Source organism: Streptomyces sp. NPDC107500, assembly GCF_055582785.1.
Genome location: NZ_JBVJPF010000001.1, coordinates 493,800 through 506,679 on the forward strand (window position 1 = coordinate 493,800; position 12,880 = coordinate 506,679).

Annotated in this window: 10 protein-coding genes; all 10 read left to right on the forward strand. The window is 69.9% G+C overall.

The window, feature by feature from the left end; translation table 11 throughout:
• Positions 1-2: 2 nt before the first annotated feature.
• The gene (gene folC, locus ACZ67M_RS02195) at positions 3-1,517 is read left to right on the forward strand and encodes a bifunctional tetrahydrofolate synthase/dihydrofolate synthase (RefSeq protein WP_469849234.1); all 1,515 of its coding nucleotides are present in this window, start codon (positions 3-5) and stop codon (positions 1,515-1,517) included.
• A 6-nt stretch (positions 1,518-1,523) separates the two neighbouring features.
• Entirely contained in the window at positions 1,524-1,880 is a 357-nt protein-coding gene (locus ACZ67M_RS02200; RefSeq protein ID WP_122620122.1) for a DUF4233 domain-containing protein, read from the forward strand.
• A gap of 104 nt (positions 1,881-1,984) precedes the next feature.
• Positions 1,985-2,398, forward strand: a complete 414-nt coding sequence (ndk, locus tag ACZ67M_RS02205) for a nucleoside-diphosphate kinase (protein ID WP_064727869.1) — start codon at positions 1,985-1,987, stop codon at positions 2,396-2,398.
• A gap of 320 nt (positions 2,399-2,718) precedes the next feature.
• Positions 2,719-3,738, forward strand: coding sequence for a rod shape-determining protein (locus tag ACZ67M_RS02210; RefSeq protein ID WP_007449816.1), 1,020 nt, complete (start codon positions 2,719-2,721; stop codon positions 3,736-3,738).
• Positions 3,739-3,939: 201 nt separating this feature from the next.
• The gene (gene mreC / locus ACZ67M_RS02215; RefSeq protein ID WP_385798612.1) at positions 3,940-4,992 is read left to right on the forward strand and encodes a rod shape-determining protein MreC; all 1,053 of its coding nucleotides are present in this window, start codon (positions 3,940-3,942) and stop codon (positions 4,990-4,992) included.
• A 13-nt stretch (positions 4,993-5,005) separates the two neighbouring features.
• Positions 5,006-5,677, forward strand: coding sequence for a rod shape-determining protein MreD (gene mreD, locus ACZ67M_RS02220; protein ID WP_122620124.1), 672 nt, complete (start codon positions 5,006-5,008; stop codon positions 5,675-5,677).
• A 116-nt stretch (positions 5,678-5,793) separates the two neighbouring features.
• Positions 5,794-8,085, forward strand: a complete 2,292-nt coding sequence (mrdA, locus tag ACZ67M_RS02225; protein ID WP_361354718.1) for a penicillin-binding protein 2 — start codon at positions 5,794-5,796, stop codon at positions 8,083-8,085.
• Positions 8,082-9,281, forward strand: a complete 1,200-nt coding sequence (gene rodA / locus ACZ67M_RS02230; protein WP_361354720.1) for a rod shape-determining protein RodA — start codon at positions 8,082-8,084, stop codon at positions 9,279-9,281. Before mrdA ends, rodA begins: the two co-directional genes overlap by 4 nt.
• A gap of 85 nt (positions 9,282-9,366) precedes the next feature.
• Positions 9,367-11,307 (forward strand): TIGR03960 family B12-binding radical SAM protein, encoded by a 1,941-nt coding sequence (locus ACZ67M_RS02235; protein WP_361354723.1) that lies wholly within the window; start codon positions 9,367-9,369, stop codon positions 11,305-11,307.
• A 229-nt stretch (positions 11,308-11,536) separates the two neighbouring features.
• Positions 11,537-12,880, forward strand: a 1,344-nt coding sequence (locus tag ACZ67M_RS02240; protein ID WP_469849235.1) for a S1 family peptidase, incomplete at its 3' end; no start/stop codon positions are given.

The following is a 12,880-nucleotide window of genomic DNA, read 5'->3' on the forward strand; positions in this document are numbered from 1 at the left end:
CCGTGAGTGACAACCCCGGCGACAACGACCAGCCCGACCCCGCTGACTCCTTCGAGCAGATCATCGCGGCGGAGACCACCCGCGACCCCGACCTCGCCGTCATCGAGGCCGGCAGCCGCACCCTGCGCACCCAGGGCGGCCCCCCGCAGGCCGACGTGCCCGGGCGCCCCGAGGACCCCGAGGTGGACAAGGCCCTGCGCGAGGTCGAGGCGGAGCTGGCGACCCGCTGGGGCGAGACCAAGCTGGAGCCGTCCGTCGCCCGGATCGCCGCGCTGATGGACGTACTGGGCGACCCGCAGCGCTCGTACCCCTCCATCCACATCACGGGGACGAACGGCAAGACCTCCACCGCCCGCATGATCGAGGCCCTGCTCGGCGCCTTCGAGCTGCGCACCGGGCGTTACACCTCGCCGCACGTGCAGTCCATCACCGAGCGGATCAGCCTGGACGGCGCCGCGATCTCCGCCGAGCGCTTCGTCGAGACGTACCGGGACATCAAGCCGTACGTCGAGATGGTCGACGCCCAGCAGGAGTACCGGCTGTCCTTCTTCGAGGTGCTGACCGGCATGGCGTACGCCGCGTTCGCCGACGCCCCCGTGGACGTCGCCGTCGTCGAGGTCGGGATGGGCGGTTCCTGGGACGCGACCAACGTCATCGACGGGGACGTCGCCGTCGTCACCCCCATCGACCTGGACCACACCGACCGCCTGGGCGAGACGCCCGGCGAGATCGCCACCGAGAAGGCCGGCATCGTCAAGCAGGACGCCACCGTGATCCTGGCCCAGCAGCCGGTGGACGCGGCGCAGGTGCTGCTGAAGAAGGCCGTGGACGTCAACGCCACCGTCGCGCGCGAGGGGCTCGAGTTCGGCGTGGTCTCCCGGCAGGTCGCCGTGGGCGGGCAGTTGATGACCCTGCGTGGCCTCGGCGGCGAGTACCCCGAGCTCTACCTGCCGCTGCACGGCGCCCACCAGGCGCACAACGCCGCCGTCGCGCTGGCCGCCGTCGAGGCGTTCTTCGGCGTGGGCGCGCAGCGTCCCGAGCCGCTTGACGTCGACACCGTCCGCAAGGCGTTCGCCGCCGTCGCCTCGCCCGGGCGGATGGAGGTGGTGCGGCGCTCGCCCACCGTGGTGCTCGACGCCGCGCACAATCCGGCCGGCGCCCGGGTCACCGCGGAGGCCGTCGGGGAGGCGTTCGAGTTCAGCCGGCTCATCGGCGTGGTCGGCGCGAGCGCCGACAAGAACGTGCGGGGCTTCCTGGAGGCCTTCGAGCCGGTCTTCGCCGAGGTCGTCGTCACCCAGAACTCCAGCCACCGCGCGATGGACGCCGACGAACTGGCCGGGATCGCCGTCGAGGTGTTCGGCGAGGACCGCGTCCAGGTCGAGCCGCGGCTGCCGGACGCCCTGGAGGCCGCGATCACGCTGGCCGAGGAGGAGGGCGAGTTCTCGGGCGGCGGTGTCCTCGTCACCGGCTCCGTCATCACCGTCGGCGAGGCCCGACTGCTCCTGGGGAGGGGCTGAGAAACCGTGCGTACGCTCTGTGCTTCCACTCTGATCGGCGAGGTCTTCGTGATCGGCTTCGCCGGCCTGGTCGCGATGAAGGACCCGGACCTGTCCACGGGGACGGTCTGGACGGTCTGCGGCATCGCCATGTTCCTGTGCGTGGCGCTGTGCGGCGCCGTGACCCGGCCGGGCGGCGTCGCCCTCGGCTGGGCGCTCCAGATCGCGCTGATCGCCTCCGGCTTCGTCGTCCCGGCGATGTTCTTCCTGGGCGTCGCCTTCGCCGCCCTGTGGTGGGCCTCCGTGCACTACGGGCGGAAGATCGACGAGGCCAAGGCGAGATTCGCCGCCCAGGCCGAGCCGGCCGCGCCCGACGCCGCCTGAGCGGGCCTCCCCGCCACCGCCTGACGCTGCGTGACGGGCGCCGCGACACGCCCGGTAACCTCAGTCATCACCCGCACAACCGCACACCTGCAAGGGAGCCCCTCGTGACGCAGCGCAGCCTCGTCCTCCTCAAGCCCGACGCCGTCCGTCGTGGCCTGACCGGCGAGATCATCAGCCGTATCGAGCGCAAGGCCGGCTGGCAGATCACCGCGCTGGAACTGCGCACCCTGGACGCCGAGACCCTGGAGCAGCACTACGGCGAGCACAAGGGCAAGCCCTTCTACGAGCCGCTGGTCGAGTTCATGGCCTCCGGCCCGGTCGTCGCCCTGGTCGTCGAGGGTGAGCGGGTCATCGAGGGCGTGCGCGCGCTGGCCGGCCCGACCGACCCGATCGCCGCCGCCCCCGGCTCCATCCGCGGGGACTACGGCGTGATCGTCCGGGAGAACCTGATCCACGCCTCCGACTCCGAGGAGTCCGCCGAGCGCGAGCTGAAGATCTTCTTCCCGGGCCGGGTCTGAGTCCACTCGGGGACCCGCCCGACACGTTTTTTCTGACTGCACGTCAGTCGAACGGCCCAGGCGGAGCAGGGGGGCGGTCGCGTCAAAGGCGGCCGCCCCATGGCATATGCGCGCCTGATCGGGGGAACGGATCCCACCGTTGGCCCGTCTCCACAAGCGAGGCGGTGCGCCATCTGCTGACAATGGCGAAGACCCTCGCGCAGTGTTCGCGAAAGCGCGTCTACGATAGAAGCCTCCACGCGTCACTGCACCCACTTCGCCTACCTGAAAAGCCCTCAAAAGCTCCTGGGAAGGCCAGTCGAATCCTGATGGGGAACTCAATGTCGTTCATCGGCCGTGACATGGCTGTCGACCTCGGGACCGCCAACACGCTGGTGTACGTCAGGGGTCGCGGGATCGTACTCAACGAGCCGTCCGTCGTCGCGATCAACACCAACACCGGTGGCATCCTCGCGGTCGGCGCCGAAGCGAAGAAGATGATCGGGCGCACGCCCGGCAACATTGTTGCCGTGCGTCCGCTGAAGGACGGCGTCATCGCCGACTTCGAGATCACCGAGCGGATGCTCCGCTACTTCATCCTGAAGATCCACAAGCGGCGGTATCTGGCTCGTCCGCGGGTCGTCGTCTGTGTGCCCTCGGGCATCACGGGCGTCGAGCGCCGCGCCGTCATCGAGGCGTCGTCCCAGGCCGGCGCCCGGCAGGTGCACATCATCGAGGAGCCCATGGCCGCGGCCATCGGCTCCGGCCTGCCCGTCCACGAGGCCACGGGCAACATGGTGGTGGACATCGGCGGCGGCACCACGGAGGTCGCGGTCATCTCGCTCGGCGGCATCGTCACGGCCCAGTCCATCCGCGTCGCGGGTGACGAGCTGGACAACGCGATCATCCAGCACGTGAAGAAGGAGTACAGCCTTCTGCTGGGTGAGCGCACGGCCGAACAGATCAAGATCACGATCGGTTCTGCGTACGACCTCGACTCCGACGAGCACACCGAAATCCGCGGCCGGGACCTGGTCTCCGGCCTGCCCAAGACCGTCGTCATCTCCGCCGCCGAAGTGCGCAAGGCGATCGAGGAGCCGGTCAACGCGATCGTCGACGCCGTCAAGACGACCCTCGACAAGTGTCCGCCGGAGCTGTCCGGAGACATCATGGACCGGGGCATCGTCCTGACCGGTGGCGGCGCGCTGCTGCGCGGGCTCGACGAGCGGCTGCGCCGGGAGACCGGAATGCCGATCCACATCGCCGAGGACCCGCTCGACAGCGTGGCGCTCGGCAGCGGCAAGTGCGTCGAGGAGTTCGAGGCGCTCCAGCAGGTGCTGGACGCCTCGCCCCGCAGATGACGTAACACTTCGGTTCCGCCGTACGAGACGATCTCCTCTCGTGCGGCGGATCGTTGATATAGAGGGTTCCAGTACCGGACGTACGTGAAGCGCGCGATGCGCCGCACGTGCCGCGAAGTACCGAATCAGCTGAATTCCTGAACACCGCCACGTAAATTCCGAGATTCCCGAATTTCGACGAGGAAGGCACGGCCGCCGCACGTGAGGGACACGAAAGAGAGCCGGCTGCTCCTGGTACTGCTGATCGCCGTCGCGTTCGCGCTGATCACGGTGGACATCCGCGGTGGGGAGGACTCGCCGGTCGACGGTGCCCGGCAGGCCGCGGCCAACGTCTTCGGTCCGATCGAGAACGGGGTCTCCTCCGCGGTCGACCCGGTGGGCAACGCGGTCTCCGCGATCCGCGACTCGGGCGACCGGCACGACCGCCTCGCCGAGCTGGAGACGCAGAACGCGGCCCTGAAGGCGAAACTCGGCAGCGACGAACGCGGCCGCAGCCGGCTCCAGCAGTTCGACAAGATGCTCGGACTGGCCGGCGCCGGACAGTACGGGATCAAGGGCGCCCAGGTCATCGCCATAGGAGCCGCCCAGGGCTTCTCGTGGACCATCACCATCGACGTCGGCGCCAACGACGGCATCAAGCGCGACATGACCGTCCTCAACGGCGACGGCCTCGTCGGACGCGTCACCACCGTCGGCCCGAACACCGCCACCGTGCTGCTCGCCAACGACCCGGACTTCACCGTCGGCACCCGGATGGAGTCCGGCGACGAACTCGGCTTCGCCGCCGGACAGGGCAGCCGCCCGCTGCGGGTCGAACTCCTCAACGGCAAGGCCGACGTCAAGAAGGGCGACCGGCTGGTCACCTTCGGCTCCCAGGCCGACAAGCCCTTCGTGCCCGGCGTGCCCGTCGGCACCGTCTCCCGCGTCGACCCCAACGGCGGCGACCTGACCCGCATCCTCGAAGTCACGCCGTTCGTCAGCTTCACCAAGCTCGACATCATCGGCGTCGTCGTCCAGGCGCCGCAGAAGGACCCGCGCGACACGGTGCTCCCGGAGAAGTCGAAGCCGAAGCCCACCCCGACGGTGACGGTCACCGCGACCCCGTCCGCCGGGGCCGACCCGGAGGGCCAGACACAGAACGGCCAGGACGAGCAGTCGATGCAGGACGAGCAGTCGCAGGACGAACAGTCGCAACAGGACCCGCAGTCACAGCAGAACGACCAGACAGAGCAGAACGAGCAGACCGAGCAGTAGGAGTTCTCACCCCATGCGCGTCAACCGGATCCTGCTGTCCGTCGCCCTGGTCGTCGTCGCCCTGGTGATCCAGGTCAGCGTTCTCGCCCGCCTCCACCTGCCCGGCGCCGTCCCCGACCTGCTGCTGCTCACCGTCCTCGGCCTCGCCCTGGTCTACGGCCACGTCGGCGGCGCCCTCGTCGGCTTCGGCGCCGGACTCCTCGCCGACCTCGCCCCGCCCGCCGACCACGCGGCCGGACGCTACGCCCTGGTGCTCTGCGTCGTCGGCTACCTCGCCGGACTCGCCAAACCGGACAACGGCCGGCTCAGGTCGGCCACCGGCCCCATGGTCGTGGTCGTCGCCGCCGCCGTCGGCACCACCCTGCTCTACGCCGGCGTCGGCGCCCTGGTCGGCGACACCGCCGCCCGCCACGTCGGCCTGCCCAGCCTGCTGTTCACGGCCGCCCTGTACGACCTGCTGCTCACGCCCTTCGTCGTCCCCGGCGTCATGGCGCTCGCCCGCCGCGCCGACAACGACCCGCTGGCCGACACCAACGCCGCCGCCCAGAGCCCGGACATCTCCTCCGGCTGGCTCTCCGGCGGCACCGGCCTGCGCATCGGCAGACAGCGCGGCGGGCTGCGGATGAAGACCGCGCGGGCACGCGTGGCCCGGGCCGGACGCATCAAGGGGGTCAAGCGGCTGTGAGTGCGACGACGCGGCAGCAGACAGGGAAACCAGCACATCGCGAGGGGGAGGCAGTAATCCAGTGACCAACGCCCACCCGTCGCCCACCACCACCCTCGACCGAATGGGCTGCGCCCATGACTAACATCCCCGAGACCGGCCGCAGCACCCGCGTCCAGACCCGGCTCGTCGTCATCCAGATCCTCGTCCTCTCCCTCCTCGCCACCCTCGGCGGGCGGCTCTGGTACCTCCAGATCCGGCAGGGCGACGAGTACGCCGAGGAGGCGTCCGGCAACCACGTCCAGCAGGTCGTCCAGCCCGCCACCCGCGGCTCCATCCTGGACGCCCGCGGCGTGCCGCTCGCCGACAACGAGACCCGGCTCGTGGTCTCCGCCTCCCGCACCGAACTGCTGAAGATGAAGGACGACGGCAAGGGAGTCCTCACCAAGCTCGCCGGCGTCCTCGGCATGCAGCCCCAGGACGTCATCGACAAGGTCCGGCTCTGCGACGCGGAGACCCCGCAGCCCTGCTGGAACGGCTCGCCCTACCAGCCGATCCCCGTCACCGACGAGGCCACCGTCAAGCAGGCCCTCCAGATCCGCGAGCGCGCCGAGGACTTCCCCGGCATCACCGCCGAGCCCATGGCCGTACGCCGCTACGCCGCCCCCGGCAAGTCGAACACCGCCCAGGTCCTCGGCTACCTCTCGCCGGTCACCGACGAGGAGTTGCAGAAGGCCCAGGACACCGACTCGCCCTTCCTCCGCTCCGACCAGGTCGGCCGCTCCGGCCTGGAACGCCAGTACGACAAGGCGCTGCGCGGCAAGGCCGGCGTCACCCGCTACGAGGTCGACAACCTCGGCCGCGTCATCGGCGAGGCCGAGTCCGACTCGGGCACCCCCGGCTCCAACCTCGTCACCAGCATCGACTCGCGGGTCCAGCGGGTCGCCGAGTACGAGCTGAACGAGGCCATGAAGGCCGCCCGCAAGGAGATGGACCGCAACACCAACCGGCTCTACGAGGCCGACGCCGGCGCCGTCGTGGTGATGGAGGCCAAGACCGGCCGCGTCGTCGCCATGGCCTCCAACCCCGACTACGACCCGAACGCCTGGGTCGGCGGCATCTCCGCCAAGGACTACAAGCGGCTCACCGGCAAGGACTCCAACTACCCGCTGCTCAACCGCGCCACCCAGGGCCAGGCGGCCCCGGGCTCCATCTTCAAGGTGGTCTCCTCGGCCGCCGCCGTGGAGGCCGGCTACGACTTCGACGGCAGGTACGACTGCTCCAGCGCCTACAACCTCGGCGGCCAGGTCTTCAAGAACTTCGAGTCGGCCAGCTACGGCCCGATCAGTCTCGGCCGCGCCCTGGAGCTGTCCTGCGACACCGTCTTCTACCGCCTGGCCCACGAGGAGTGGAAGAAGGACGGCGGCGCGAAGCCCAAGGACCCCAACGACTTCTTCTACAAGGCCGCCCACCAGTTCGGCCTCGGCAAGGAGACCGGCATCGACCTCCCCAACGAGGTCACCGGCCGCGTCCCCGACCGGCAGTGGAAGAAGGACTACTGGGAGGCCAACAAGGACGCCTGGTGCAAGACCGGCAAGAAGGACGGCTCGTACGTCGAGAAGCTCGCCTACGAGGGCTGCCTCGAGGGCAACAGGCTGCGCGCCGGTGACTCCATCAACTACTCCATCGGCCAGGGCGACACCCTCGTCACCCCCATCCAGATGGCCACCATCTACGCGGCCATCGCCAACGGCGGCACCCTCTACGACCCGAGCATCGGCAAGGCGGTCGTCAGCCCCGACGGCAAGCAGGTCAGCGCGATCGAACCCGAGTCGCACGGCAAGCTGCCGATAAGCAAGACCACGCTGGCCAAGATGGACGACGCCCTCGCCGGCGTCGCCACCCGCGGTACCGCCGCCTGGCGGTTCGGCGGCTGGCCGCAGGACGAGATCCCGATGCACGCCAAGACCGGTACCGCCGAGGTCCACGGCAAGCAGACGACGTCCTGGTTCGCGACGTACACCAAGGACTACTCGATCGTCATGACGATCTCCCAGGGTGGTACGGGCTCCGGCGCCTCCGGCCCCGCCGTCCGCAACATCTACGACGCCCTGTACGGCGTCTCGGACGACGGCGCGATCGACAAGAAGAAGGCGCTGCTGCCCCAGCCGCAGGCGAAGCTTCCGACGATCAAGGCAGACGGGACCATCCCCGCGCCGAAGATCTCCAAGGACATCGTCAAGGACCTCCAGCCGGACGAGAAGGCCTCCCCCGAGGAGGAGTACGCGCCCGTCGAAGAGCAGCAGCAGGGCGCCACCCCGCCCACCCAGAACACCGAGAACCGCGACACCAGGCGCCGCCGACGGCGCGGCGGCCCGGGCAGGCGCTCCACCGGCGGCGGACACGGAAGCCGGAGGGCACGCGCATGACCGGCGCCAACGGCTTCCACGTCTCCGGGTACGGCCCCGACAGGGGCGGCTGGGCCCGGCTCTTCGCCCGGGACTCCATGGCCCGGCGGCTCGACTGGCCGATACTGCTGGCATCCGTCGGGCTGTCGCTGCTGGGCTCGCTGCTGGTCTACTCCGCGACCCGCAACCGCACCGAGCTCAACCAGGGCGACCCGTACTACTTCCTGACCCGCCACCTGCTCAACACCGGCATCGGGCTCGCGCTCATGGTCGGCATCGTCTGGCTCGGCCACCGCGCCCTGCGCACCGCCGTGCCGGTCCTGTACGGCGCCTCCGTCTTCCTGATCCTGCTGGTGCTCACCCCGCTCGGCTCGACCATCAACGGCGCCCACTCCTGGATCAAGCTCCCCGGCGGCTTCTCCCTCCAGCCCTCGGAGTTCGTGAAGCTCACGATCATCCTCGGCATGGCGATGCTGCTGGCCACCCGCGTCGACGCGGGGGACCGGCAGCACCCGGACCACCGGACCGTGCTCCAGGCCCTGGGCCTGGCGACCGTGCCCATGCTGATCGTGATGCTCATGCCCGACCTCGGGTCGGTCATGGTCATGGTCATCATCGTGCTGGGCATCCTGCTCGCCTCCGGAGCCAGCAACCGCTGGGTCTTCGGCCTGCTCGGCGCCGGCACGGCCGGGGCGCTCGCCGTGTGGCAGCTCGGCATCCTGGACGACTACCAGATCGCCCGCTTCGCCGCCTTCGCCAACCCGGCCCTCGACCCGGCCGGCGTCGGCTACAACACCAACCAGGCGCGCATCGCGATCGGCTCCGGCGGACTGACCGGCTCCGGCCTCTTCGAGGGCTCCCAGACCACCGGCAGGTTCGTCCCCGAGCAGCAGACCGACTTCGTCTTCACGGTCGCCGGCGAGGAGCTGGGCTTCCTCGGCGCGGGCCTGATCATCGCCCTGCTCGGCGTGATCCTCTGGCGCGCCTGCAAGATCGCCCGCTCCACCCCCGATCTGTACGGCACGGTCGTCGCCGCCGGGATCGTCGCCTGGTTCGCCTTCCAGACCTTCGAGAACATCGGCATGACGCTCGGCATCATGCCGGTCACCGGTCTGCCCCTGCCCTTCGTCTCCTACGGCGGCTCCTCCATGTTCGCCGTGTGGATGGCGGTCGGGCTGCTCCAGTCGATCACGGTGCAGAGACCCATGTCGGCCTGAGCCGGGGCCGCTGACGGTAGGGGGGACCATCTTCGCCGGGTTAGGCTGGATGGTCCCCCTTGTCAGCACACGAAGGTTCCGTGAGATGCCTGCCGAAGCCGCCGAGTCTGTGAAGTCTGTGTTTCCGCAGCTCGAAGCTCTGCTCCCGCATGTGCAGAAGCCGATTCAGTATGTCGGCGGAGAGCTCAACTCCACGGTCAAGGACTGGGAATCCTGCGACGTCCGCTGGGCCCTGATGTACCCCGACGCCTACGAGGTCGGACTGCCCAACCAGGGCGTCATGATCCTTTACGAGGTACTCAACGAACAGCAGGGCGTCCTCGCCGAGCGCACCTACAGCGTCTGGCCGGACCTGGAGGACCTGATGCGGGAGCACTCCGTCCCGCAGTTCACCGTCGACAGTCACCGCCCGGTCGGCGCCTTCGACGTCTTCGGCCTCTCCTTCTCCACGGAGCTGGGCTACACCAACATGCTCACGGCCCTGGACCTGGCGGGCATCCCGCTGGAGGCCAAGGACCGCGGCATCGACGACCCGGTCGTCCTGGCCGGCGGGCACGCGGCGTTCAACCCCGAGCCGATCGCCGACTTCATCGACTGCGCCGTCATCGGCGACGGCGAGCAGGCCGTCCTGGAGATCACCGCGATCATCCGCGCCTGGAAGGCCGAGGGCCGCCCCGGCGGCCGCGAGGAGCTCCTCCTGCGCCTGGCGAAGACCGGCGGCGTGTACGTCCCCGGCTTCTACGACGTCGAGTACCTGCCCGACGGCCGCATCTCCCGCGTCGTACCCAACCGCAGCGGCGTCCCGTGGCGGGTCAGCAAGCACACCGTCATGGACCTCGACGAGTGGCCCTACCCCAAGCAGCCCCTCGTCCCGCTCGCCGAGACGGTCCACGAGCGGATGTCCGTGGAGATCTTCCGCGGCTGCACCCGCGGCTGCCGCTTCTGCCAGGCCGGCATGATCACCCGCCCGGTGCGCGAGCGCTCCATCACCGGCATCGGCGAGATGGTCGACAAGGGCCTGAAGGCAACGGGCTTCGAGGAAGTGGGTCTCCTCTCCCTCTCCTCCGCCGACCACACGGAGATCGCCGACGTCGCCAAGGGCCTCGCGGACCGGTACACGGACGACAAGATCGGCCTGTCCCTCCCCTCGACCCGCGTCGACGCCTTCAACATCGACCTGGCCAACGAGCTGACCCGCAACGGCCGCCGCTCCGGCCTGACCTTCGCCCCCGAGGGCGGCTCCGAGCGCATCCGCAAGGTCATCAACAAGATGGTCTCGGAAGAGGACCTGATCCGTACCGTCGCGACGGCCTACGGCAACGGCTGGCGCCAGGTGAAGCTGTACTTCATGTGCGGCCTGCCCACCGAGACCGACGACGACGTCCTCCAGATCGCCGACATGGCCACCCGCGTCATCGCCAAGGGCCGCGAGGTCTCCGGCGCCAACGACATCCGCTGCACGGTCTCCATCGGCGGCTTCGTCCCCAAGCCCCACACCCCCTTCCAGTGGGCCCCGCAGCTCTCCTCCGAGGAGACCGACGCCCGCCTCCAGAAGCTGCGCGACAAGATCCGCGGCGACAAGAAGTACGGCCGCTCCATCGGCTTCCGCTACCACGACGGCAAGCCCGGCATCGTCGAGGGCCTCCTCTCCCGCGGCGACCGCCGCCTCGGCGCCGTCATCCGCGCGGTCTACGAGGACGGCGGCCGCTTCGACGGCTGGCGCGAGCACTTCTCGTACGACCGCTGGATGGCCTGCGCCGACAAGGCCCTGGCCCCCACCGACGTCGACGTCGACTGGTACACCACCCGCGAGCGCGGCTACGAGGAGGTCCTGCCCTGGGACCACCTCGACTCCGGCCTCGACAAGGAGTGGCTCTGGGAGGACTGGCAGGACGCCCTCGACGAGACGGAGGTCGACGACTGCCGCTGGACCCCGTGCTTCGACTGCGGCGTCTGCCCCGCGATGGACACCGAGATCCAGGTCGGCCCGACCGGCAAGAAGCTGCTGCCGCTGACGGTCAAGTAGGGCCGGTCGTCCGTCGGGTGACGTAAGTCATGCTCCGGGTGTGACGTACTGTCAGTTTGGGTGATTTGACCCGTGGACGAGATCATGGAGATCGGTCTTGGATGGCCGAGGGGGGCGGGTATCGGGTGCATTTCGTGAACGCGTAGCGAAGGCACCCTCCGACAAGTGAAGAGCAGTCGGCGTACCGCGACCTTCGAGCCAGTTTCCAAGACCGACTCCTAGGACTGCAATGAACGCACGCAGCAAGACCGATTCACGTCCGAACCGGCTCAGACGCGCCGCCGCGCTGCTCGGTGCGGCGCCGCTGCTGCTCCTCGGCGTCACGCCGGCGCACTCGGTGGTGGGCGAGCCCTCGACGGACGCCGGTCTCGGCTTCACCGCCCGGCTGCTGGTCGGTGACTACCAGCGGGGCTGCTCGGGCTCGCTGGTCTCGCCCGAGTGGCTGCTCACGACCGCCAGTTGCTTCGCCGAGAACCCGGCCGCCGACCTCTCCGTGCCGGCCGGTCCGCCCCGGCTGAAGACCGTCGCGACCGTCGGCGGCCGGCAGCGGAACGTCGTGGAACTGCGCCCGCACGGCGAGCGCGATCTCGTGCTGGCCCGGCTCGCGCAGCCCGTGCGGGGCGTGGCCCCCGTCGCCCTCGCCACCACGGGACCCGCAGCCGGACAGGACCTCACCGTGGCCGGACACGGCCGTACCGCGACCGAGTGGGCGCCGCTCGACAAGCACACCGGTACCTTCGCCGTCACCGCTGTCGACGGCGCCGACCTGGTCCTGAGCGGCAAGGACGGAGCCTCGGTCTGCCAAGGCGACGCGGGCGGCCCGGTCCTGCGCACCGTCGACGGCCGCCCCGCGCTGGTCGCGGTCGGCAGCCGTTCGAACCAGGTGGGCTGCTTCGGCGTCGACTCCACGGCGGGAGCCACGAGCAGCGCGGTCGCCGCCCGTGTCGACGACATCCGCGACTGGGTCGCCGCGAACGCCGTGCGGACCCCCGCCGGCGACTTCGACGGTGACGGCCGTAGCGATGTGGGCGTGCTGTACGACAACGGTCAGGGCAGTGACGGGACCAACCGGACGGCCCTGTGGACGATGGCCGGCAACGGCACCGGGTTCGGCGGGCCGGTGCGCGCCTGGGACAGCGCCACGGGCGGCAGTTGGGACTGGGGCCGGTCGAAGGTGGTCCCCGGAGACTTCGACGGTGACGGCCGCGGGGACGTCGGCGTGCTCTACGACTACGGCCGCCAGAGCGACGGGACCAACCGGACCGCCCTGTGGACGCTGACCAGTAGCGGTTCCGGGTTCGGTAAGCCGGTGAAGGTCTGGGACAGCGCCGACGGGGGCAGTTGGGCCTGGAGCCGGTCGAAGGTGGTGGCCGGTGACTTCGACGGTGACGGTCGTGGTGACGTGGGGGTGCTGTACGACTACGGCCAGGGGAGTGACGGGGCCAATCAGACGGCGCTGTGGACGCTGACCAGTAATGGTTCCGGGTTCGGTAAGCCGGTGAAGGTCTGGGACAGCGCCGACGGGGGCAGTTGGGCCTGGAGCCGGTCGAAGGTGGTGGCCGGTGACTTCGAC